This is a genomic window from Cupriavidus sp. L7L (genome assembly GCF_004353535.1).
Classification (GTDB): Bacteria; Pseudomonadota; Gammaproteobacteria; order Burkholderiales; family Burkholderiaceae; genus Cupriavidus; species Cupriavidus oxalaticus_A.
Genome location: NZ_SMNY01000131.1, coordinates 1 through 23570, shown reverse-complemented (window position 1 = coordinate 23570; position 23570 = coordinate 1). Strand labels below are relative to the sequence as shown.

Genomic DNA, 23570 nt, shown 5'->3' with positions numbered 1-23570 from the left:
GTTTCAAAGCAGCAGCGGCACGCCGAGCGCCAGGAACGCGGCGATGTAGATCACGCCGAAGATGGCGCCAAGCCGCCAGTAATCACCGGCGGGCAGGTAGCCGCTGCCGAAGTAGACCGGGCTCGGACCGGTGCCATAAGGTGTCAGGATGCCCATGATGCCCAGCGTCAGGGCCAGCATCAGCGCAAAGGACTCCATTGGCAGGCCGGGAATGGTCGAGCCGACGCTGAGCATGACCGGAAGCATTGCCGTCGTATGGGCGGTGACGCTGGCGAACATGTAGTGCGTGAAATAGAAGACCAGCACCAGCGTTACCGCAGCCGTCATCGGCGACAGGCCGCTCATGTGGCTTGCCATGGTGTCGGCAAACCATTTGACGAAGCCGGTCCGGCTCAGGCCGTCGGCCAGCGCGATCAGCGTTGCAAACCAGGCCAGGGTATTCCACGCCTGCTTGTTGGACAGCATGTCATCCCAGGTCACGACACCGGTCACCAGCATCAGGGCAATCACCATCAGCGCCGCGGTGGTCGCGTTGACGTGCTTGTCCCCGAAGATCCACAGCGCCAGCGCGATCAGCACCAGCAGGGCAAGCAGCAGCTCGCGCCGGTTTGGCGGGCCCATCTTCTGCAGTTCCTGCGCCGCCCAGGCCGGCACCTCGGTGCCTTGCTTCACTTCCGGCGGATACAGCAGGTATGCGAGCAGCGGCACGGCCAGCAACAACACGATGCCTGCCGGCGCGAAGGCCATGAACCACCGCATCCAGCTCAGGTCGACCTGGACCGTCTTGCGGATCAGCTCGGCGGCGAGCAGGTTGGGCGCCAGCGCGGTGAGGAACATCGAACTGGTTACGCACGTGCTGGCAATCGCGGTCCACATGATGTACGAGCCGATCCGCCGCGCCGACGGATCGTTCGGCTTCGAGTCATAGAGCGGCGGCAGGTTGCGGATGACGGGAAAGATCGTGCCGCCGCTGCGCGCGGTATTGGAAGGGGTGAACGGCGCCAGCAGTGCGTCGGCCATCATCACCGCATAGCCCAGCGTCAGCGTCCTGCGCCCCATGGCCCGCACCAGCAAGAGGGCGATGCGCCGGCCCAGCCCGGTCTTTTCGTATCCGAGCGCGAACATGAAGGCGCCGAAGATCAGCCACACCGTGCTGTTGGCGAATCCGGAAAGTGCCCACGCCAGGGCCGCGTTCGCAGGATTGAAGCCTGGCATTGCGAGTTGCTCGGGGCTGTAGAACACCCATTCGCACAGCACCGTCACCAGCGTTACCGCCAGCAGGCCGATGGCGGCGCCGGGCAGCGGCTCGAGCATCAGCCCGACGATGACGCCCACGAAGATCGCGAAGTATAGCCACGTGTGCAGCGCAAGTCCCTCTGGCGCCGGGATCACGGCGACTACGATCGCTGCAATGACGGGCGCAAGCGCCTTCAGCCAGGTTTCCATTACGGCTCCCTTAGGCAAAGACCTTCGGTGTGCTATGGTTTTATATGACCTTTTCGACCCTGGCGCCAGTGTGAAGTGGGCGCCGCCGATTCCACGGGGCATGCGATGGTACGTCTGAGCATCGAAGGGCGGCAGATCGAAGCACCGGCGAACTGCTCCATCCTGCAGGCCTTCCTGCACGCGGGGGAAACGCTGGTCGAAGGCGTGGGATGCATGGGCCAGGGCGTGTGCGGCTCGTGCCGGGTCATGGTGCGGCGCAGCGGCGAGCAGGACGTGCGCACGGCGCTGGCGTGCGAGACGCTCGTCGAAGACGGCATGCAGGTCGCGTTCCTGGACTACTTTACGGCGACGGAGCGGCACGTCTACCGCATGGAAGAGATCGGCGAGAGCTGGGATGCACTGCGGACGATCGCCACCACCTTCCCCGAGGCCGCGCATTGCCGCCACTGCAGCGGATGCGACCGCGCCTGCCCGAAGCAACTCGAGGTCCAGCAGGGGGTGCAGCTCGCCGTCGAAGGCAAGCTCACCGCTGCCAGCCAGGTCTTCGACGAATGCGTCATGTGCAACCTCTGCACGCTGGCCTGCCCGGAACACATCCGCCCCAATCATCTCGGCCTGTTCGTGCGGCGCATGATCGCGGCGCAGACACTGCGGCCCGCCAACCTGATGCTGCGCCTGCAGCAGATCGAAAGCGGGGCGATGACGATCGACTTCGACGCGCCCGGCGCACAGCCGCCGCGCTGACGGAGGCACACGACCATGCCGACCGGCATCCCCTACGACGAAGCGCGCCGGCGCTACCGGCCCGGTGTGGCCGCGCCGATGCGCAGCGACGAGACCAACGTTGACGCCCTGCTCAAGGCCTATCACCCTGACCACGGGCCCAATGCGCGCGTCGCACTGGCCGTCGGCGTGAACCGCGGCGAACCCTGCCAGCCGGATCTCGCGCGCTGCCTGCAGGCTAACGCGCTGATCGACGATGTCGACATCGCCGGTGCGCAGCTGGTCTCCACCGATGTGCTGATCATCGGCGGCGGCGGGGGCGGCTGCGCGGCGGCACTGACCGCCGCCGGGCAGGGCGCGCAGGTGATCCTTGCCACCAAGCTGCGTCTTGGCGACAGCAATACCGTGATGGCCGAGGGCGGCATCCAGGCGGCCATCGGCGAGGATGACAGTCCCCAGCTTCACTTCGAGGACACCCTGCGCGCGGGGCATTTCCGCGGCGAGCCCGAGCTTGTCGCGCAGATGGTGATGGACGGGCCCGACGTGATCCGCTGGCTGATCCGGCTGGGCATGATGTTCGACCAGGAAGAAGACCGGCCCTTTGGCGGCAACCTGCTGCGCAAGAAGCCGGGCGGGGCGTCGGCCGCGCGCATCCTGTCCTATCGGGACTACACCGGGCTGGAGATGATGCGCGTGCTGCGCGAGGCGGTGGACCTGGAGCCCGGGGTTGCAGTGTGGAACCGCTGCCCCGCGGTCGAGCTGCTGTCCGACGAGCGCGGCCGCTGTGCCGGCGCCGTGATCTACAACCTCGAATGGCGCACCTTCATGCTGGTGCGCGCGCGTGCCGTGATTCTCGCCACCGGCGGGGCGGGGCGGCTGCACCTGAACAGCTTCCCCACGTCCAATCACTACGGCGCGACCGCGGACGGCCTGGTGCTTGCCTATCGGCTCGGCGCGCGGCTGCGCGAGCTCGATTCGTTCCAGTACCACCCCACCGGCATCGCCTACCCGCCGCACCTGGCGGGCGGCCTGATCTCGGAAGCGGCGCGCTCGGCCGGCGCACGGCTGATCAACGGCGAGGGCGAGCGCTTCGTCGATGAGCTCAAGCCGCGCGACATTGTGGCCTCCGCGATCCTGCGCGAATGCGCGCAGGGCCGCGGCATCGAGCGGGGCGGGCAGGTCGGGGTCTTCCTCGACACGCCGACGCTGGAAATGGAGAACCCCGGCATCCTGGCCAAGCGCCTGGTCACGCTGCGCCATCTCGCGCACAAGTGCGGGCAGGACGCGGCGCAGGAGCCTTTCCTGGTCTATCCGACCCTGCATTACCAGAATGGTGGCGTTGCCATCGACAAGGACGGCGCGACCAGCGTGCCGGGACTTTACTGCGTGGGCGAGGTCACGGGCGGCATCCACGGGCGCAACCGGCTGATGGGCAACGCGCTGCTCGACATCCTGAGCATGGGCCGGCGTGCCGGAGTTAGCGCGGCACAGGCAGGGCGCGGCGCGATGGCCGTGCGCGCCGGCATCGGCCACGTGCATGCGTGGCAGCGGGAACTGACGGTCGCCGGGCTGCCGCTGCATGTCAAGGCACCGCAGCTGTTCCCCGGCTACGCGCATTTCGACCTGCGTGTCGATGCCGGATTGGGCGCCGGCGTACGGGGCCGCACGGTCGGCGGCACGCGGTGAGCGATCGACGGAGCGCGCGATGGAACCCCTGAATCAGGTACTCCTCAACAAGGAAATCCGCGTCGGTGCGGACCTGGAGCGCTGGCTTGCGCGGGGCGGCGGAGAGGGGCTGGCCAGGGCGCTGCGCGATCCGGCCACGATCATCGCCGAAATCGAACAGGCGGACCTGCGCGGCATGGGCGGCGCCGGCTTCGCCACGCATCGCAAATGGGCACCGGTGGCAGCGGCCCCGGATGGCGACAAATACATCATCTGCAATGGCAATGAAGACGAGCCGGGGACGTTCAAGGACCGGTTCCTGCTGGAGCATACGCCGCACCAGGTGATCGAGGGCGCATTGATCGCCGCGGCCGCCACCCGTGCCAACCATGTCGTGCTGTACGTCAATCCGCACCAGCCGCTTGCGCTGGACATGACGCGCCAGGCCGTGCGGCAGTGGCAGGCGCACGCGCAGTTCGCCGAGCTGGCGCAACTGGTAGGCGGGCCGGTATCGCTCGGCGTCGTGCCGAGCTCCGGCTTGTACATCGGCGGCGAGGAAACCGCGGTGATCGCAAGCGTCGAGGGCGGGTTCCCGTTCCCGCGCCGCAAGCCGCCTTTCCCGGCCCAGCACGGCGTGCATGGCGCGCCCACCGTCGTCAACAACACCGAGACGCTGGCCCACGTGCCCGGCATCATGCGCCACGGGGCGCAGTGGTATCGCAGTCTCGGCATCGGCAACGCCGCCGGCACCAAGCTGTATTCATTGTCGGGCGACGTGTTGCGGCCCGGGCTGTATGAGCTGCCGATGGGCACGAGCCTGGAGACGCTGGTGTTCGGGCATGGCGGCGGCATGCTCCAGGGCAAGGAATTCAAGGCGGTCTTCACGGGCGGGCCTTCCAATACCCTGCTGACGAAGCGCGACCTCGACGTGGCACTGGACTTCGATTCCGTGCGGCAGCGGCGCTCGCGGCTGGGGACCGGCGCGATGATCGTGGTGTCGGAAGGCACCAGCATCGTCCGCAAGGTGGCCGAGTACGTGAGCTTCTTCGCCCAGGGTTCGTGCGGCCAGTGCCCGCCATGCAAGGGCGGCACCTTCCAGCTGATGCGCCTGCTCAACCGGATCGATACCGGCCGCGGCGTGCGCGCCGACGTGGAAGCGCTGGAAAACCTGTGCCGCATCCTTCCCGGCAGCGGGCGCTGCGGCCTGATCGACGGCGCCGTGACGGTGGTAGACAGCTCCCTCGACCAGTTCCGGGAAGAATATGAGGCGCTTCTGATGGCATAGCCGCACGAAGCAGGCACGAAGCAGACGTCCGGTGCTTCGCGAGGCCCTGGGCGCGCCGGCCCCCTGGCCACGGCCACCACTGGAAGAGGAGCGTACCACCATGAAGCCCACGCGCATTGCCCTGATTGCCGCTGCCATGCTGTCGCTGGCGGGCTGCACGTACTATGGCTATCCACCCACGGCGGGCGCGCCGGCCAGCTACGATCGTTCGTTCTATGCGGCCGCGGATGCCATGCGCGACCAGGGCCTGGTGATCGCCAATCAGGACGCGATGGCCGGCACGGTCGTCGGCAGCAAAGATGGCGATACCGTCACGGCCACTGTCCGCCAGCAAGGCGACGGCAGCGTGCGGGTGGAGTTCAATGCCGCGAGCACGCGCGATCCAGGCCTGATCGAGCGCGTTTCCCGCAGCTATGACCGCCGCATGGGGCGCTGAAAGGCGCCGCGGCAGGCGTCCGCCATCTGCTGGTGATCCCGGCAGCAATCGCCGCCGGATAATCGCCGCCGGAGGCCGGACGCCACGGGTTTCTCCCGCTTGACAGTGGATGACAGGCTTTTATCATTCCCTGTCACTGTTTCACTCGGCCCTGCCATGTCGTCTCTTGTCCGCGCTGCGGCCCTCACCAACTACAGCGAGGTCGCCCTGGCTGCCGGGCTGGATCCGGTGCGGATGCTCCTTGACGCGGGCCTGAGCCCGAGCGTCCTGCGCGAGCCGGACCTGATGATCCCGGGCGAGCGCGTCGGGCGGCTGCTGCAGGCGTCCGCGACCCTGTCGGGCAATGAAAGTTTCGGCCTGTGCATGGCCGAGTCGCGCCTGCTGTCCAACCTCGGGCCGGTAGGATTGCTGATCCGCGACCAGGCGACCCTGCGCGACTCGCTGCGCGTCCTGATGCGCTATCAGACCCTGCTCAACAGTGCGCTCTCGCTGGCGGTCGAGGAATGCGACGGGCTGGTGATCATCCGCGAGGCGGTCATCGCCGGCAACGCCCATCAGCCCACGCGCCAAAGGGCGGAGCTCGCACTCGGGGTCATCGTGCGATTGATCCGGCAGCTGCTGGGACCGGACTGGGAACCGCGGCGCGTCTGCTTCGAACATCCCGCGCCACGCGACCTCGGTACGCACCAGCGGTTTTTCGGACCTTGCATCGAATTCGACCATGAATTCAACTGCATTATCTGCACGAAGGCCGATCTCGACGCCCGCAATCCCTCCGCCGATCCCGCCATGGCGCGCTACGCGCAACAGCTGGTGGATGCCTTTGCCATTTCCCGGCAAGTGACCATGCTCGATGACGTGCGGCGCATCATCCCGTTGCTGCTGCCCGGCGGGCGCTGCACCATCGAGCAGGTGGCGGACCACCTGGGCGTGGTGTGCCGCACGGTCCAGCGCCGGCTGGCGGAAGAAGGGCAGAGCTTTTCGTCGATCGTCAATGACATCCGCACGGAACTCGCCGCGCGCCATGTCCTGGAGAGCGATCGCCCGTTGACCGAGGTGGCGACCCTGCTCGGTTTCTCCGCGCCAAGCGGATTCTCGCGCTGGTATCACGCGCAATTTGGCTGCAGTCCCAAGGAGAGCAGGGCGGCGCGGGGCGCAATGCGCCGGCCGGCCGGTTCCCTGCAAGCCAACACCTAGCACCGCGGGAAGCCATGCCAGATGCGACGTTCCGGCTGCCGGCGGCGACCTGGCCGCTGCCGGCACGAGTTCCGTGTGCGCGAGCTTGTCTACTTGCCTCGCCGGCTTTTGCGGCCAGGGAAGAGGAGGGCTGCGAGCAATAGAGTGCCGACGGTCAGGATGAGAATGTCTTGCATGCCTATGCCTCCCATGAAGATGCCCGATCGAGCGGCCCAATTTAACCGCTCCCCTGTCGCAAGGCTATCCGGCTTTGTCCGACAGGCAATCTTCGTGGGAAATGCCGGTAACTCCGTCCAAATGAAACAGATGTAATCGAATGTAAGTGCCGCGATTTACGCGGGCATTTGGCAACAGACGGGTTCCGGTGCTTTGGTACGATCCCGCTCTTTCCGCCAAGCTTCCCGCCGTCGTGAATCGCCGCCCTGTATCGTTGTTTCGAGATTTCTGCGCACGGTGGCTCATCCGCATCCGACCCTTGGCCGTTGCCAGCATCCTGACAGCCAGGCGCGCCTTCAGCGGCGCACTGCGCCGCCTTCGCCGCCCGACGCGACGAGGCATCTTGCTGACCCTTGCCGCAGTGCCTGCGCTGTCGCTGCTGTACGTGCTCGCGCTCGTGCCGTTTACACCAAGTCTCGGCGACATTCGGAAAGCTCGCATCGACCGCCCGGCGATCATCGTGTCCGCCGATGGCAGGGTGCTCGACGAGTTCAAGCCGGTCAATCGCGAGTGGGTGTCGCTCAGGCAGATCTCGCCGTACGTGCTGGACGCATTGATCGCAACCGAGGATCACCGGTTCTACGAGCATCACGGCATTGACTGGCTGCGCATGGCGGCGGCTGCGCTGCATACGTTGTCCGGCGAACGCCAGGGCGGTTCGACGATCACGCAGCAGCTCGCGCGCAACCTGTACCCCGACCAGGTTGGCCGCGCGCCGACCCTCGCGCGCAAAGTCAGGGAGGCGATAACGGCGCTCAAGATCGAAGCCGTGTACAGCAAGGACCAGGTCCTCGAGACGTACCTGAACAATGTGCCGTTCCTGTACAACGCCTACGGCGTGGAAATGGCGGCGCGCACCTACTTCGGCAAATCGGCCCAACAGCTCGATATCCTCGAAGGCGCGACACTTGTCGGCATGCTGAAGGCCAACAGCACTTACAACCCCGTGTTGAATCCGTCGCGCGCCGTGCAGCGGCGAAACACTGTGCTTGGGCAGATGAGCAAGCACGGGAAGCTCAGACCCAATGCCCATATCTGGCTGAGCCGGCAACCGCTCAGGGTCAATTTCGCGGTGCAGCCCGCGCCGAGAAGCGCAGCACCGCACTTTTCCGTGCAGTTGCGCAAATGGCTGATCGCATGGGCCGAGCGCAATGGCTACAACATCTACGCCGACGGACTGGTCGTGCGCACGACCATAGATTTCCGGCTGCAGGCCATGGCGTTGCAGGCGGTGGACTGGCAGGCCAGCCAGCTGCAATGGATTGCGAACGAGGCCTGGAGCGAACGCCGGGGCTGTGGGCCGGACAACGACCTGTTCCGGACGTTCATGCGGCAAACGCCGGAATACCGCACCGCACGCGATGCGGGTCGGTCGGATGAGATGGCGCTCAGGAGGCTAGGCAGGAACCCGGCGCTTGTCCGTGACCTCTGCCGAAGCAAGACCCAGGTCCAGGCGGGATTCATCGCGATCGATCCGCGCAACGGCGATATCAAGGCATGGGTCGGTAGTCGTGATTTCACTGACGCGCCGTTCGATCACGTGCAGCAGGCCCGGCGCCAGCCCGGGTCTACGTTCAAGCCCTTCGTCTACGGAGCGGCGTTCGCGGATGGAGCCCGCCCGGACGATACGCTCGTAGACCGCAGCGTTGCCATTCCACTGCGCGGGCAGGCGATGTGGCGGCCTTCCGATGCGGAGCCGCCAACTGGCCGGCCGGTCACGCTGCGCGACGCGCTGGTGTACTCGCGTAATCGCGTCACGGCGCAACTCATGCAGGAGACGCGGCCCGAGAAGGTCGCGCGCCTTGCGCACGCGATGGGTGTGCGAGAAAGCGCGCTCGAACGGGTACCGTCGCTCGCGCTGGGCACGAGCCCGGTCACGCTCAAGGAAATGGTCTCGGCTTACAGCACGATTGCCAACCGCGGCGCCTATGTCGAGCCGCGCATGGTCACCCGCATCGAGGATCACGAGGGCAAGGTGCTCGCCGAATTTAAGAGCGCATCGCCGGAGCAGGCACTACCCGCAGGCGCAGCGCAAACACTCGTCGACGTGATGCGCGACGTCGTGGTCCGGGGCACCGGAGCGCAGATCCGGACGCGCTTCGGCATTCGCGCCGACGTGGCGGGCAAGACGGGCACGACGCAGGACAATGCCGACGGCTGGTTCATCCTGATGCATCCCCAACTGGTCGCGGGAGCCTGGGTGGGCTTCGATGATGGACGTGTGACGCTCGGCGACTACTGGGGGCAGGGCGCGCGCAGCGCCCTGCCGATGGTGGGCGCGTTCTACGACATGGCGCTGCGCGCACGAGTGGTCGACCCGGAGGCGCGCTTCAGTCCCGAGACCCGGGCGTCTCGTAAAGTCCATACGGCCCATACGGCCCATACGGTCCATACGCCGCAGCATCGGCGCTTCCTGTTCTGGGGCGACTGAAGAGGCTTGGCGCCAATCGCTTTCCGGCATGGCTAACTGCCAACGACGGCAGCCTCGTCCGCACGCCGCCTGCGCCGCGACCGGAACACCTTGTGCGCAGAGGCAGCCAGCCGGTCCCAATGGTGGCGCCAGGATGGGCGCGTCGCGGTACCGGTCGAACGGCCCGGCTGCGCTGGCTCCATATCTGCCTGCGCTTCTGCCTGCGCTTCTGCCCGCCCTTCTGCCTGCGATAAAGGCTGTACCAGGATGGCGTACCGGCTGTACTGGGCCAGCAACTCATCCCGACTAACCTCCTGTTCACCACCGCCCCAACCCGGCAGCGCGACCAGCAGCCGTCCGTGCTCGCGGCGCTCCAGCAGTACGCACGGTCTGCGCTTGTGTAGCAGCAGGATTACCGGTAGTACGCGGTCAGGGATCGTGTCCAACTCCATCTCCGCGAGCCGCGTCGACAAGCCCGCGTGCGCCGCCGCGTCGCCTAGCTGCGGCAACGTGAAGCGGTGTGGCAGCCCTTTCAGGACGCCCTTCGGTATTGGCCGCTGCCATACCCGGTTGAGCAGCAACAGGCAGCCCAGCAGCGGATCATCCGCGCCCGTCAGACGTTCCCTGCCCGCGGGCGGCTCGCGGGGGCCGGCCATGGCGTCGCACTGGGAACTGCCGGGCCACACAATGGGTGTTGTCCAGGGTGGCGCGACACGTGACGCCTTGGGCCGCTTCTGGGTCGACCTTGGCGTCGGTGTTCCAACTGGTTCAGGCGCCTCGCACAATAGAAGCTCGGCAGGCTCGTGCGGCCCGCACGGGTTCCACTCACCCATGATTCCCCCCGGTTTCAGTGGTGTGGCAGTTTCATGCAAGCGTAGTGCACTAGGACACCCGTTCCCATCGTTCAGACAGGGGACTTCGAGGCTGATTCGGCTTTGAAACATCGCCTGGATCATGCACGCCGGGCCAGTGCCGCCAAACCGCGAGGACAAGTGGGCAGAACAAGCCGAAATCCTTGCCGCAGGCCGGGGCGGCCGGTGTGTTGATGACACCCACGTTTCATTTTCCGAACATCCTTTCGGGGGAGTCTGTCCTTGGCTTGCCAATGCGCGGTCCCGGGCGGAATAAAGCTCCCGCTTTCGCGGGGTAGACAGCGTGTGCACGCAACCTGTGCCCGAACTCGCGATAGTGGCCTCGATGACCCGAAAAGCCTTGTACGTAAAGGCTTTGTGGGAATCCGCGAGGCCCGTCGACCGGCCGCATGCAATGGCCATCGTGCGCTCCGGCAACCGCCTCCGACCCGGTCCGATGCACGGCGACCGGACGCTGCAGACGCTCCTGGCGCGTACCCGGCGCTCGTCCATAGGAGCGATTTTTCTTTCCAATTCCGCCAGCTAGATTGAACGCATCGTTGGCGTCAGCGCAAGCGATCGGATCTCAATGTAGCTAAAAAAAGCCGGGAAAAAGGGGGTATTCATGAAACGCATCCACATGAGGCTCGCAGCGGTACCGTTTGCCTGTCTGATTTTCACGGTGGCCGGTTGCGGAGGAGGCGGGGGCGACTCGGCCCCCGCCAGCACCGATTCCGCCGCGACAACGACGGGCAACACCGGGCCGTCCACGTCCACGAACGCGCCAGCGCCAGCCGACGCGGGCAGCGCCATGCTGTCCGGTACCACTGACCCCGGGCCCGAAATCGGCAAGGACGGGGACTATTACCTGAATACCGCGACCTGGATGCTGTTCGGGCCCAAGGCAAACGGCGCGTGGCCGGCGGGGGTGTCGATCGCAGGGCCGGCGGGCGGGAGCGGCGCCCAGGGCAACACCGGCACCGGTGGCAATACGGGCCTGGCGGGCAATACCATCCTGTCCGGCTCCACCGATCCGACTGACGGCGTCGGCAACAATGGCGACTACTACATCAACACTTCGACCTCGACCCTGTTCGGGCCGAAGGCGGACGGCACCTGGCCGCCGGGTGTTCCGCTGGGTGGCGGCACCGGATCGTCGGGCCCCGGCGGCGGCACCGTGCTGACCGGCGCGGGGGCTCCGGACAACAGCGTCGGCAACAATGGCGATTTCTATCTCGATACCAACACCTGGACGCTGTACGGGCCCAAGGCCAACGACCAGTGGCCGGCGGGGGTGTCGCTGGTGGGGCAGTCAGGCAGCGGCGGGACCGGCGGCACGGGCGGTACCGGTGGCGGCACGGTCGGCAATGGCGGCCACATCCTGTACGGCAGCGGTGCGCCGACCGACAGCATCGGCGCCGATGGCGATTTCTATTTCGATACCTCGACTTCGACGATGTACGGGCCGAAGCAGGACGGCAAGTGGCCGACCACCGGCGTGACGATGACGACGTCGACTGTGTACAACGGCAATTTCAACGTACCGGACACGCTTACCCGCGGCCATTACGTCATGACCGGCGCCGGCGGTGCGGTGCCACGGCCGTCAGACTTCGGTGTCGTGATTCCATATGACTGCACCCGCGTCACGCTCACTGCCAGCACGCTTGGCAAGGTGCAGGGATCGCTGGACATCTCGGTGTACAAGGTGACGGGGGCGGGCGTTACAGCGAGCCTGTCGGAGGTTGGCAGCCTGAGTTGCAAGGTGACCAACGGCCTGCAGAACTGCACCCGGGAGGTGGCCGCCGGAACCGTTCTCCACAACGACAAGCTGCAGGTCCAGGTGGACACCAACCAGGCCACCGACTGGGGCGGACTGGCCGTCAACCTCGCCTGCGCCAAGTAGCTGGCTGGATCAGGCGCGTCCCGTGGCCGGGCATCGAATTGCCCGGCCACGTAGGCGCGGCTTGCCATATTGCGGGCCCAGACCAGGCTCAAAGCGATGGGACAGCGGTCATGACCGCAATCAGCAGGCCGAGTGCGATGCGATACCAGGCAAATGCCTGCAGCGAATGTCGCGCGACAAGGCGGATCATCGCATTGACGACAAACAGCGCCGAGATGAACGCCGCGGTAAAGCCGGCGGCAATGGCCCAGAGGTCTGCCATGCTGAGCAAATGGTAGTGCCGCATGGCGTCGTAGCTGGCGGCGCCCAGCATGGTGGGGATGGCGAGAAAGAACGAGAACTCGGTGGCGGCTTGCCGCGACACGCCCGACAGCATGCCTCCGATGATGGTGGCGCCCGAGCGGGACGTGCCGGGGATCATGGCCACGCACTGTGCGAAGCCGATGCCGATGGCTTGCTTCCAGCCGAAATCTTCGATGGTGTGAATGCGAGGCACTGCCCTGCGCCGCTCCACCCAGAGAATGACCAGGCCGCCCACGATCAACGCAGCCGCGACGACAGGGGGATGGAAGAGCCGGTGCTTGATGGGCCCGATGAGCAGTGCGCCGATGACCGCTGCAGGCAGGAAGGCGACCAGCACCGCCGTGGCAAAGCGCAGCGCCTCCGGATCCCTTCGGACCACGCCCTCGCACAGGTGCGTGATTTTGGCACGGTACAGCCAGCACACGGCCAGGATGGCGCCGAGCTGGATCACCACGTCGAACACGCGCGCCTCGCTGGACGCAAAGTCGATCCAGTCTCCGACCAGAATCAGGTGCCCGGTGCTCGATACGGGCAGGAATTCCGTCAAGCCCTCGAGAATGCCGAGAAAGAACGCCTTGCCCACGTGGATCCAGTCAATCATGTGGCTGCTGCCTCTCTGGTTGCGTTGCTGAGATTACAAGCGGGCATATGAGCCACCGCCGCCGTAAGCAAACAATGGATCAGGCCGAACCGTCTCGTAGTCCCGGATGCGCATCGCGATGCTGGTGTACGCGTGGACGTATTCTTCGAGCGCTGCCTTCGGGTTCCTGCCGATCACATCGTAGATGGCTTCGGCGAACTCGGAGTCGGTCCAGACCGTTCCCGCGTGGGCAATGACCTCAGCCATCGCGCGGTAGAACCTGCCCTCATCGACAGGGTGTGCGCTGTACCAGGACTGATGAGTGAGCCACTGCCTGAGCGCCTTGGCAATTTCGCTTTGTGCAGACATCCGGGTGTTTCCAGTATGCTCGGGCGGAGCGAGGATCATCGCGTCTGCTTCTAGGCAATCACGCTGTCAGAGTAAAGGCAGCCACGCCGCTCCAGGTAGCTGCGGAACTCTGCGCCGGTTTCATGGTGCTTGAGCGCATAATCGACCGTCGCCTTCAGGTAGCCCAACTTGCTGCCGCAGTCGTAGCGCGTGCCCTGGTAACGGTAGGCCAGCACCTGTTCTTGGCTCAGCAGCGACTGGATCGCATCGGTCAGCTGGAACTCGCCGCCGGCGCCGGGCTTCAGTGCGCGCAGGTGGTCGAAGATGCGCGGCGTCAGGATGTAGCGGCCGACCACGCCCAGATTCGAAGGGGCCTCTTCCGGCGCGGGCTTCTCGACGATGCCCGATACCTTGATCACGCCTTCGCCCCATTCACGGCCTTCGACCACGCCGTAGGAGCGGCTCTGCTCGGGCAAGATCTCTTCGACCCCGAGCACCGAGCAGTTGTAGTGGTTGTAGGCATCCACCATCTGTTTCATCACTGGCGGGTTGCCGTCGATCAGGTCATCGGCCAGCATGATCGCGAACGGCGTGTTGCCAACCAGCTTGGCCGCGCACAGTACCGCATGGCCCAGTCCAAGCGCCTCGGACTGGCGCACGTAGTAGCACTCCACGTTGGCCGGCTTGATCGAGCGCACTACGTCCAGCAGTGCCCGCTTGTTCTTGGCCTCGAGTTCCACCTCCAGTTCGAACGCCTTGTCGAAATGGTCCTCGATGGCGCGCTTGGAACCTGCCGTTCACGGTGTTCCTCGGCAAGCTCAGGTCTGCCGGCGCGCTGAGCCAGGCGCAGGTTGACGCTCTCACGCCAACTGCCACCAGCACGTTCCCCGTGACGTTTGCCACAACCACCGGTGCCCAGGGCAGGGATGTGAAGGTGGGCATGCTGGTCAACGGCGACGTGGAATTCGCCAAGACGGCATTGGTGAAGACCGACGCCGAGATGGTGGTCGGTGACGGCCTCAAGACCACGGTGACGCTGAACCCGTGACCGGCGCGTAGCGGTGCCTTCCGCCCGGATGGGGAAGGCCAGGCCGCCCGGTCATCCGAACGCGTGTCTCAAGGCCGCGCCGCGGGTGACCGGGCTTTTTTGTGTCTGTGTCGGGCATCTCGCAGGAGCGCGCGACGCATGAGGCTCGCCCAGTGGCCTCGGAGTCTTCTATGCAGCTGATTCGCAAGCGCCGGCTGGACCACGCCTGCGCCCTGATGCTGGGCCTGTCGTGCGTGGGCACGGCCAGTGCCGCGCCCGACGATGTGTTCATGCAGGCCGAGCCCGCCACCGGGGAGTTCACCTCGGTGCGGGTGGAGGCCAGCTACGACATGGTCGATCGCACTGTCGATGTCTTCAACCTGCGCGGGCGGCAAGGACCGGTGTCGGACAACGCCGGCGACTATCGCGGCGGCAAGCTGATGCTCGGCTACAAGTTCTCGCCGCACTGGTCGGGGTCGGCCACCTACTGGCGCCGTGGCATCGATTACGGGCAAGACCACAACCAGATCGATACCTGGATGCTGGCGATGCACTACGACCCGCTCGCCGAGGCCGGTGCTCGCGATCGCATCATGCTGCGTTTCTCGCTATGGGGAGACCACTCCGGCAGCCTGAACCGCTCGTCGCCGGTGATGGTCCGCAATACGACGTTCAACAGCCTCACCGTGACTAACGCCAATGACGTCCAGGCGCAGGCCGACGTCATCTTCTCCGGCGAGCTGACCGAGCGCAACCAGCTCACCGGCTTCATCGGCCTCGGCATCAGCCGCGTGTCGATCGGCAGCATCAATACCCGCCTGCAGCGAGGCAACTGCAACTTCAATGTCGCTATCGGCTCCGACAATCTCGCCAATGGCCAGCTGGCCGCGCCATGCAACGTGGGCAACGTTACCCTGCAGTCGGCGTCGTTCTCGGTCGACGCCAGCCAGTTCGGGCTGAACTTCAACGATGATTTCAACTATACAGCCGGCTATCTGAACCTGGGCGGGTCATGGCGCTGGAAATACGAGCGCTTCGCGGCGCGGCTCGGATACCAGTTCCAATACCTGCTGCGCAGCAATGTCGACAGCCGCACGCAAAGCTACGGTAATTCGCCAATCCGCTCCAACCACACGCTGGGCCTGGAGCTCTCGTATGCGGTGGTGAAGAACGTGGAAGTGTTCCTGCGCGGCCAGGCGTCGCTGTACAACTTCGTCGGCACCATCCCGTTCCTCTATAACGCGACGACCGCGGGCAAGCTGGATCGCTACTACGGCTACGGCTCGATCGGCATTCGTTTCTCCGGGTTCTGAGTTTGTGAAGCAGGTCACGGTTTTCTATCCCCTCGGGTGAGGGGATAGAAAACGCAATCCCAGGAATATTGCATCGCAGCAAATCACTTATGTCAGACCTTAGAAGATTGAAATTCCTAAATGGGTGAGGCTGGGTTAGAATTAATTCAATCGAAAAAATCTATATAGCTCTATTCAGTTTTGCTAAAGTCGCCGGGCGCGCGTTCAGATAAATATCATTTTTATCTTCGGCGTAAATCATCGCCAAGCGTGCGATGCCAGGGAAGGCGTTTTTCCTCCATGGCAGAAGTTCAAACAAGGATGGGAATAATCCTGTGTTACAGGATGACGTGGGCTCACCGTATTTCCTCGAACCCGCGACTGCGTTCGGCGCCCCGCCTGACCGGATTTTGTGTCAGGTGGGCATCGGAGGCGGGTTCCAGCCTGAACCATCATTAAAACAAGCAGATCCGGGCATTTGAAAAGACCCGGTCGGCGCGAGGATGTCGCATGCGGCGGCACACTGAATTCCTCGCACCGTACCTGCCAATAACGATTTGCGAAAGACCACGGCAGCACGCGCGCCACAGAGGCCGCGGCATGCCGCGGCATTGTCTGTCGGGGGTCCCACCAAGCAGCAAGGGATAGTATGCAGCATTCAAAGGTATTCGCGCGTCCGGACCTGGATCGTTATTTTGCCTCCTACGTTGGGATGGAAGGCGGAAATCCGAAGGCTCCGGTCTGGATATGCGACAGAAGCCCAGCCTGCTCCGAGCCACTCGTCGCACCGCTACAGCCGCGTATGGCACCGCCGGCCTGGGACGCCGTGTTCCGCCACCAGTACCGGGAAGACATGGGCAAGTGGTTCGGCCATCAGTGCATGGCGCGCATCATGGCGGCCGCGCGGGCCGAGGCGATGCGCGTCCGGCTCGGGGACAACGACTGGGAGCAATACTACCGGCGCCATCTCTACTCGCCGAGGGGCGCAGAGTTCCGGCTCAGCCTGTTTCCGCTGCCTGCCCATGTCGACGGACGAACGACGTGGTCCAAGGCGTTCCGGGGCCAGCCTGAACTGATCCCGCAGTCGCGCTACCTGGATCTGTGCCGGCATGGCGAACGTTTCCGGTTTCTCGCAAAGACACGCGCCCGCTGGCGCCCGAAGGTCGTCATTTGCCTGAGCCATCGCCATGCCGACGAATACATCGAAGCCTTCTCGCTAGGCGGGCTCGCCAGCGAGGAGCATGCACTCCAGCCGGCAGACCAGGTCAGGCGCCTGCGCCTCTTCACCAAGGACGGGACGACGTGGATCATCTGCCCGGCAATCGGCGGTAGCGCCGGGATGACGTCGCAGGTTCAACTCGATGCGTTCGGAAAGTTTCTGGGCATGCGGCTGGCGGAGAGCGACTTCAAGCACTGCGCCGAGCTCGATGCCGTCGACGATGGAGCGCCGGCCAGGGCGGAGCGCCTGCCGGAGCGCTGCGAGACGAGGAGGCTGCCTGCCGAAGCGGGTGGTAGTCGTCCGGTGGAACGTGTCCGGCCAATGTTTCCGGCTAATGAACCCGCGCGAGCGGGAAATTGCGAATCCCTCGTCTAGTGCCACCCAAAAAACTGATGTAAAAAACTTTCAATTTTCCCGAGTCAAAATACTTGAGACAATTCGCAATCTTCATTCATTGTATTTCCCATTGAAGGCACCGTTAGCGCGGTGTCTTTTTTTTTGCGTGGAGGGTGGAACGCAGTCGGGCGACGCGGCGCTGGCGGCAGGCCGGCATGCGCCGGCCTGCACGGCCTCAATCAGCCGTGATGTTGTTGGCCTTCACCACCTCGCCCCACATCTTGTAGTGGGTGCGGGTCAGCGTTGCGAGCTGCTCGGGCGTGCCGCCGCCGGGCTCGTCGCCGCGGTCGACGATGCTCTTGACGACGGCAGGGTCCTTCAGCGCCGTATTCAACGCGCCGTTGGCCTTCTTGACGATGTCGGGGCTCAGGCCCGGCGGCCCGTACAGGCCGATGAACGAGATGATGGTGAAGTCCTTGATGCCGCTCTCGGTGGCCGTCGGTACATCCGGGATCATGGCCACGCGCTTGGGTCCGGTGACCATCAGCGGCCGCAGCTGGCCCGACTTGATGAAGGGCGCGACGACCGAGGTTGCATCGAACATCGCATCCAGGCGCCCGGCCATCAGGTCGACCATCGCCGGGCTGCTGCCCTTGTAAGGCACGTGGTTCATTTTGGGGCCGCCCATGCGCTCGCGCAGCAGCTCCATCGTGACATGCGGCAATGCGCCGGTGCCGCCCGAGCCATAGTCGATGGTCTTGCCGGACTTGTCCCGCGCCTTTACCTCCTCGACAAACTGCGCGTACGTCTTGATGGGCGAACTGGCGGGCACGACCAGGACCAGCGGCGACTGCAGCATCACGCCGATCGGCGTCAGCTTCTGCGGGTCGACGATGCCGAGCTTGGTGTAGACGTGCGGCATGATCGTCATCGAGCCGTTGCCTACCAGCAGCTTATTCCCGTCCGGCGCCGCGCGCATGACCTCAATGGAGGCGATATTGCCATTCACACCGGCCTTGTTGTCGATGACAAACGGCTGGCCGAGCGAACTCTGCAGGCCGTTAAGCAGCGCACGTCCCGCGAAGTCGGTCTGGCCGCCGGGCGGGAAGCCGACCAGCAGTGTCACCGGCTTGGTCGGCCAGGTGGTCTGTGCCCAGGCGGCCGTCGTCGCCAGCGCGCCAAGGCCGAGCGCAGCGACGCCCAGGATCAACGCGGAACGGCGCGAATTCACGGGCGATTTCTTGGTGATTGTCATGACAGGTCTCCGATTATGTTTTGACAGGGCCGCAGCCCCACGGCGCTTCAGGCCGTCTTTTCCATCGCTTCCCACATCCCGTTGATATAGACCGCGCCGAGTGCCCGGTCATAGAGGCCGTATCCCGGCTTGCCCGTCTCGCCCCAGATCATGCGGCCGTGGTCGGGGCGGAAATAGCCCTGGAAGCCGACGTCGTGGTACGCCTTGACGATCGCGGCGATATCCAGCGAGCCGCAGCTCGACAGGTGGGCGGTTTCCTCGAAGTCGCCTTCCGGCGTGATCTTGACGTTGCGAATATGGGCGAAGTGGATGCGGCCCATGCCGCCGAACTCGCGCACCAGCGCCTCGACGTTGTTCTGCGGGCCGGCGCCAAGCGAGCCCGAGCACAGCGTCAGGCCGTTTGCCGGCGTGTCGACGATCCCGAGGATGCGTGCCAGGTCGTCGCGGTCCTTGACGATGCGCGGCAGCCCGAAAATGGGGCGCGGCGGATCGTCCGGATGAATGGCCATCTTGATCCCGCACTCCTGCGCCACGGGAATGATCGCGTGCAGGAAATGCTCCAGATGCTCCCAGAGCCTGGCTTCGTCGATGCCGCGGTATTCAGCCAGCAGCGACTGCAGCTCACCTGGCTCGTAGCTGGAATCCCAGCCGGGCAGGGCGATGCCCTGGCTGACGTCAACCTGTTCGACCTCCCGCGTGCTGAAGGCGAGGCAGGTCGAGCCGTCATCGAGCTTTTTCGCCAGTTCCGTACGGGTCCAGTCGAATACCGGCATGAAGTTGTAGCAGATGACTTCGATGCCCGCGGCGGCCAGGTTCCTGATGTTCTGCTGGTAGTTCGCGATCAGCCGCTCGCGCGTCGGCTTGCCAAGCTTGATGTCCTCATGGACCGGAACCGATTCCACGACCTTGAACTGCAGCCCCGCCGCCTCGATGGTGGACTTGAGCGCCAGGATCTTGTCCAGTGGCCATACCTCGCCGACGGGTTCGTCGTAGATGGCCGAGACGATGTGGGTCATGCCCGGGATCTGCCGGATGTATTCGAGAGGAATCGGGTCGGACGGGCCAAACCAGCGGAACGACATCTTCATGGGGGGCTTCCTTGGGGCGACTCTGTTGCTGCAGAACAGGGCGGAAAAACCCCGACCTGTGGTGCGAACCGGCGCGTGGCATGGCCCGGAGGCCACGCAGCATTGGTGTACCGGATTGGTTTATTTGGTTCACCAATTATGAACAGGTTGCCCAATTTTGCCGTCATGGTTTACCATGGGATGCATCAGGCACTGCCCGGCCATGCCGCGTTTTTGTGGCGATTGGTCAACCGGTGATGACATTGGGCAGCCGCCGCCTTACCTGCGATGCGACATTCCACCAGCGATCCTGCAACCCGTCCGTCAGTCGAGAACCCGCCAGCGGCCAGCGACCGGTCGTACCTGAGCCTGGCCGGCCAGGTGCAGGCACTGATCGCATCCGGAGAGTTCTCCGCCGGCATGCGGCTGCCGTCCGAACGCACCCTGGCCGAGCGGTTCAGCGTCAGCCGTACCCTGGTGCGCGAGGCAATCATCGCGCTGGAGGTCCAGGGGCTGGTCGAAGTGCGCGGCGGCTCCGGAATCTACGTCTGCGCAGGAGCGCCCGCGCCCGGTCCCGAGCCGTTTGAGATGCCGTGGCGGCCGGGGCCTATCGAATCGCTGCGCGCCCGGGCGCTGATCGAGGCGGAAGTCGCCGGCCTGGCGGCCAGCGAGCGCAAGGACAGCGACCTCGACCGCATGTTCTCGGCCCTGAGCCTGATGCGCGAGCACATGGACGACAAGCAGGCCAACGAGGCGGCGGACCGCCAGTTCCACCTGTGCCTTGCCGAATCGACCGGCAACCGGGTCCTGCTGCATATGGTCGCCGCACTGTGGGATAGCGGGCGCAGCGATCCGCTGTGGAGCAAGATCGAGGAACACTTCCATACCACCGGGCTACGGGAGGCATCGCAGGAAGACCATCAGCGGATCTTCGCGGCGGTGATGGCCCGCGACGCGATGGCGGCGCGGGCGGCAATGCGCAACCACCTGGAGAGGGTGATCAGCGAGTTCACCCAGGCGTGGCGTTGACAGATAGCCCGTTGGGCGTAGTTCGGCTTTTCCACGCCGGGCCGCTCCAGGAGCGGAGGGTGTAAAAGCCGCCGGTCGCGCGGAAAGTCACCTCAGGGCAAGGCGAACCAACCGCACTGACCGGCGTCGCGACGCGTCACACCGCGCGGCGGACCATCAGTTCCTTGATCTTGCCGATGGCCTTGGTCGGATTCAGACCCTTCGGGCACACGTCGACGCAGTTCATGATGCTGTGGCAGCGGAACAGGCGGTACGGGTCGTTCAGGTTGTCCAGGCGCTCATTGGTGGCCTGGTCGCGGCTGTCCGCGATGAAGCGGTAAGCCTGCAGCAGGCCGGCCGGGCCGACGAACTTGTCCGGGTTCCACCAGAACGACGGGCACGACGTCGAGCAGCTGGCGCACAGGATGCACTCGTACAGGCCGTCCAGCTCGTCGCGCTCTTCCGGCGACTGCAGGCGCTCTTTCTCGGGCGGCGGCTCGTCGTTGATCAGGAACGGCTTGATCGAGTTGTACTGCTTGAAGAACTGCGTCATGTCGACGATCAGGTCGCGCACCACCGGCAGCCCGGGCAGCGGACGCAGCACGATGCGGTCCGGCAGCTCGCGCATATTGGTCAGGCAGGCCAGGCCGTTCTTGCCGTTGATGTTCATCGCGTCCGAGCCGCACACGCCTTCGCGGCACGAACGGCGGAACGAGATGGTCTCGTCCAGCTTCTTGAGCTTGACCAGCGCGTCCAGCAGCATGCGCTCGTGGCCGTCGAGCTCGACCTCGTAGGTCTGCATGCGCGGCGCCGCATCCTTGTCCGGATCGTAGCGGTAGACTTCGAAAATACGCTTCATTTCTGTGGGTCCTGTTGTCTCTACGATGCGGTGCTCAGAAGGTACGGGCCTTCGGCGGCACGCTTTCCACCGTCAGCGGTTCCATCTTCACCGGCTTGTAGTCGAGGCGGTTGCCTTCGCTGTAGAACAGCGTGTGCTTGAGCCAGTTCTGGTCGTCGCGGTTGGGGAAGTCGCTGTGCGCGTGGGCGCCGCGCGATTCCTTGCGGGCGGCCGCCGAGATCATGGTGGCCTTGGCCACTTCCACCAGGTTGGCCACTTCCAGGGCCTCCACCAGCGCGGTGTTGAAGACCTTGGACTTGTCCTTCAGGTGGATGTTGTCGGCGCGCTCGGCCACTTCCAGGATGCGCTCGACGCCTTCGTCCATCAGCTTCTGGGTGCGGAACACGCCGGCATGCGACTGCATGTTGCGGCGGATGTCGTTGGCGACGTCCTGGGTGTATTCGCCCGACGACGTGGCCTGCAGCTTGGCCAGGCGCGACATCGCGAGGTCAGCGGCGTCGGCTGGCAGCGGCTTGTGTTCCTTCTGCTTCAGGTTCTGCGCGATGATGTGGTTGCCGGCGGCACGGCCGAACACCACCAGGTCGAGCAGCGAGTTGGTGCCCAGGCGGTTGGCGCCGTGCACCGACACGCACGAGCATTCGCCGATCGCGTAGAAACCATTCAGCACTTCGTTCGGGCTGCCATTCTTCGGCACCACGACCTGGCCGTGGTAGTTCGTCGGGATGCCGCCCATCTGGTAGTGGATGGTCGGGACCACCGGGATCGGTTCCTTGATCGCGTCGACGTTGGCGAACTTCATGCCGATTTCGCGGATCGACGGCAGGCGCTTCATGATGGTCTCGGCGCCGACGTGGGTCAGGTCGAGCAGCACGTAGTCGCCGTTCGGGCCGCAGCCGCGGCCTTCCTTGATTTCCTGGTCCATCGAGCGCGAGACGAAGTCGCGCGGCGCCAGGTCCTTCAGCGTCGGCGCATAGCGTTCCATGAAACGCTCGCCGTCCTTGTTGCGCAGGATCCCGCCTTCGCCACGCACGCCTTCGGTGATCAGCACGCCCGCGCCGGCCACGCCGGTCGGGTGGAACTGCCAGAACTCCATGTCTTCCAGCGGCACGCCCGCGCGTGCGGCCATGCCCAGGCCGTCACCGGTGTTGATGAAGGCGTTGGTCGACGCAGCGTAGATACGGCCGGCACCGCCGGTCGCGAACAGCGTGGTCTTGGCCTCGAGGATGTAGACCTCGCCGGTTTCCATTTCCAGCGCGGTCACGCCCAGCACGTCGCCGTCCTGGTCGCGGATCAGGTCCAGCGCCATCCACTCGACGAAGAAGTGGGTCTTGGCGCGCACGTTGCGCTGGTACAGCGTATGCAGCAGCGCGTGGCCGGTACGGTCCGCCGCGGCGCAGGCGCGCTGCACCGGCTTCTCGCCGTAGTTGGCGGTATGGCCGCCGAACGGGCGCTGGTAAATCGTGCCGTCCGGGTTGCGGTCGAACGGCATGCCGAAGTGCTCGAGTTCGTACACGACCTTCGGCGCTTCCCGGCACATGAACTCGATCGCATCCTGGTCGCCCAGCCAGTCCGAGCCCTTGATGGTGTCGTAGAAGTGATAGTGCCAGTTGTCTTCGCTCATGTTGCCCAGCGAAGCACCGATGCCGCCCTGCGCCGCCACGGTGTGCGAGCGGGTCGGGAACACCTTGGACAGCACGGCCACGTTCAGGCCGGCTTCCGCGAGCTGGAGGGATGCGCGCATCCCGGCGCCGCCAGCACCGACGATGACCACGTCAAAGCGGCGACGCGGCAATCCAGTCTTGACTGCGACCATTTATTACACCCTCCAGAGAATCTGAGCAGCGTAGCCCGCGCAACCGACGAGCCACAGAATCGTAAGAACTTGCAGCACCAGGCGCACCGCCATCGGCTTCACATAGTCCATCCAGATGTCGCGCACGCCGATCCAGGCGTGATACAGCAGCGACAGGATGGTCAGGAACGTGATGATCTTCATCCACTGGTTGGCGAAGAGCCCTGCCCACGCTTCGTACGAAGCGCCGTTCGACAGCAGGAAGGCAATGGCCAGCACCACGGTGAACACCACCATGATCACGGCCGTGACGCGTTGCGCGAGCCAGTCTTTCAGGCCGTAATGGGCG

At 65.0% G+C, this 23570-nt stretch carries 21 protein-coding genes and 1 pseudogene; 11 read left to right on the top strand and 11 right to left on the bottom strand.

The window, feature by feature from the left end:
* Positions 1 to 3 precede the first annotated feature (3 nt).
* Positions 4 to 1446: an anion permease gene (locus E1J61_RS36405; RefSeq protein ID WP_133098591.1), complete on the bottom strand. Its 1443-nt coding sequence runs from the start codon at positions 1444 to 1446 to the stop codon at positions 4 to 6.
* Between the two features lie 105 nt (positions 1447 to 1551).
* Here E1J61_RS36405 and E1J61_RS36400 point away from each other — a divergent pair, with 105 nt between their 5' ends.
* From E1J61_RS36400 to E1J61_RS36375, 6 genes are all read left to right on the top strand, one after another.
* Entirely contained in the window at positions 1552 to 2190 is a 639-nt protein-coding gene (locus tag E1J61_RS36400; protein ID WP_133098590.1) for a 2Fe-2S iron-sulfur cluster-binding protein, read from the top strand.
* A 15-nt stretch (positions 2191 to 2205) separates the two neighbouring features.
* Positions 2206 to 3855 (top strand): FAD-binding protein, encoded by a 1650-nt coding sequence (locus E1J61_RS36395; RefSeq protein WP_133098589.1) that lies wholly within the window; start codon positions 2206 to 2208, stop codon positions 3853 to 3855.
* Positions 3856 to 3874: 19 nt separating this feature from the next.
* Positions 3875 to 5119, top strand: coding sequence for an NADH-quinone oxidoreductase subunit F (locus tag E1J61_RS36390; RefSeq protein WP_133098588.1), 1245 nt, complete (start codon positions 3875 to 3877; stop codon positions 5117 to 5119).
* Positions 5120 to 5219: 100 nt separating this feature from the next.
* Positions 5220 to 5555: a hypothetical protein gene (locus E1J61_RS36385; RefSeq protein ID WP_133098587.1), complete on the top strand. Its 336-nt coding sequence runs from the start codon at positions 5220 to 5222 to the stop codon at positions 5553 to 5555.
* Between the two features lie 156 nt (positions 5556 to 5711).
* Complete coding sequence (locus tag E1J61_RS36380) at positions 5712 to 6752, top strand: AraC family transcriptional regulator (protein ID WP_133098605.1); 1041 nt, start codon at positions 5712 to 5714, stop codon at positions 6750 to 6752.
* A 409-nt stretch (positions 6753 to 7161) separates the two neighbouring features.
* Positions 7162 to 9399 carry a penicillin-binding protein 1A gene (locus tag E1J61_RS36375; protein WP_133098604.1) on the top strand — a complete coding sequence of 746 codons (2238 nt, stop codon included), beginning with the start codon at positions 7162 to 7164 and terminating at the stop codon, positions 9397 to 9399.
* A 32-nt stretch (positions 9400 to 9431) separates the two neighbouring features.
* Here the strand turns inward: E1J61_RS36375 and E1J61_RS36370 are convergent, their stop codons facing one another.
* Positions 9432 to 10034 (bottom strand): peptidase, encoded by a 603-nt coding sequence (locus tag E1J61_RS36370; RefSeq protein ID WP_243737124.1) that lies wholly within the window; start codon positions 10032 to 10034, stop codon positions 9432 to 9434.
* Between the two features lie 738 nt (positions 10035 to 10772).
* Entirely contained in the window at positions 10773 to 11042 is a 270-nt protein-coding gene (locus E1J61_RS38580; protein WP_243737123.1) for a hypothetical protein, read from the bottom strand.
* On the opposite strand from E1J61_RS38580, the gene E1J61_RS36365 reads away from it, so the two are divergent.
* Positions 11041 to 12135 carry a hypothetical protein gene (locus tag E1J61_RS36365; RefSeq protein ID WP_243737122.1) on the top strand — a complete coding sequence of 365 codons (1095 nt, stop codon included), beginning with the start codon at positions 11041 to 11043 and terminating at the stop codon, positions 12133 to 12135. The two genes, E1J61_RS38580 and E1J61_RS36365, sit on opposite strands and share 2 nt — an antisense overlap.
* A gap of 88 nt (positions 12136 to 12223) precedes the next feature.
* On the opposite strand, the gene E1J61_RS36360 is transcribed toward E1J61_RS36365, so the two are convergent.
* From E1J61_RS36360 to E1J61_RS36350, 3 genes and pseudogenes are all read right to left on the bottom strand, one after another.
* A complete protein-coding gene (locus E1J61_RS36360) occupies positions 12224 to 13039 on the bottom strand; it encodes an undecaprenyl-diphosphate phosphatase (RefSeq protein ID WP_133098585.1) in 816 nt (271 codons plus the stop codon).
* 33 nt (positions 13040 to 13072) lie between these two features.
* A complete protein-coding gene (locus E1J61_RS36355; protein ID WP_133098584.1) occupies positions 13073 to 13426 on the bottom strand; it encodes a hypothetical protein in 354 nt (117 codons plus the stop codon).
* 11 nt (positions 13427 to 13437) lie between these two features.
* A pseudogene (locus E1J61_RS36350) lies at positions 13438 to 14163 on the bottom strand (UTP--glucose-1-phosphate uridylyltransferase); the annotation flags it as partial.
* 92 nt (positions 14164 to 14255) lie between these two features.
* On the opposite strand from E1J61_RS36350, the gene E1J61_RS38575 reads away from it, so the two are divergent.
* From E1J61_RS38575 to E1J61_RS36335, 3 genes are all read left to right on the top strand, one after another.
* The gene (locus E1J61_RS38575) at positions 14256 to 14414 is read left to right on the top strand and encodes a hypothetical protein (protein WP_243737121.1); all 159 of its coding nucleotides are present in this window, start codon (positions 14256 to 14258) and stop codon (positions 14412 to 14414) included.
* Between the two features lie 170 nt (positions 14415 to 14584).
* Entirely contained in the window at positions 14585 to 15706 is a 1122-nt protein-coding gene (locus tag E1J61_RS36340) for a hypothetical protein (protein ID WP_133098583.1), read from the top strand.
* 781 nt (positions 15707 to 16487) lie between these two features.
* Positions 16488 to 17279, top strand: coding sequence for a transcriptional regulator (locus E1J61_RS36335; protein WP_243737120.1), 792 nt, complete (start codon positions 16488 to 16490; stop codon positions 17277 to 17279).
* 196 nt (positions 17280 to 17475) lie between these two features.
* On the opposite strand, the gene E1J61_RS36330 is transcribed toward E1J61_RS36335, so the two are convergent.
* Positions 17476 to 18495, bottom strand: a complete 1020-nt coding sequence (locus E1J61_RS36330) for a tripartite tricarboxylate transporter substrate binding protein (RefSeq protein WP_133098581.1) — start codon at positions 18493 to 18495, stop codon at positions 17476 to 17478.
* Positions 18496 to 18542: 47 nt separating this feature from the next.
* Positions 18543 to 19583, bottom strand: coding sequence for a mannonate dehydratase (gene uxuA, locus E1J61_RS36325; RefSeq protein ID WP_133098580.1), 1041 nt, complete (start codon positions 19581 to 19583; stop codon positions 18543 to 18545).
* Positions 19584 to 19850: 267 nt separating this feature from the next.
* On the opposite strand from uxuA, the gene E1J61_RS36320 reads away from it, so the two are divergent.
* Positions 19851 to 20591 (top strand): FadR/GntR family transcriptional regulator, encoded by a 741-nt coding sequence (locus E1J61_RS36320; protein ID WP_133098579.1) that lies wholly within the window; start codon positions 19851 to 19853, stop codon positions 20589 to 20591.
* Positions 20592 to 20727: 136 nt separating this feature from the next.
* On the opposite strand, the gene E1J61_RS36315 is transcribed toward E1J61_RS36320, so the two are convergent.
* The 3 genes from E1J61_RS36315 to sdhD all read right to left on the bottom strand — a co-directional run.
* The gene (locus tag E1J61_RS36315; RefSeq protein WP_133098578.1) at positions 20728 to 21429 is read right to left on the bottom strand and encodes a succinate dehydrogenase iron-sulfur subunit; all 702 of its coding nucleotides are present in this window, start codon (positions 21427 to 21429) and stop codon (positions 20728 to 20730) included.
* A gap of 34 nt (positions 21430 to 21463) precedes the next feature.
* Complete coding sequence (gene sdhA / locus E1J61_RS36310) at positions 21464 to 23242, bottom strand: succinate dehydrogenase flavoprotein subunit (protein WP_133098577.1); 1779 nt, start codon at positions 23240 to 23242, stop codon at positions 21464 to 21466.
* 3 nt (positions 23243 to 23245) lie between these two features.
* The coding region (gene sdhD / locus E1J61_RS36305) for a succinate dehydrogenase, hydrophobic membrane anchor protein (RefSeq protein WP_133098526.1) at positions 23246 to 23570 on the bottom strand (325 nt) is incomplete at its 5' end.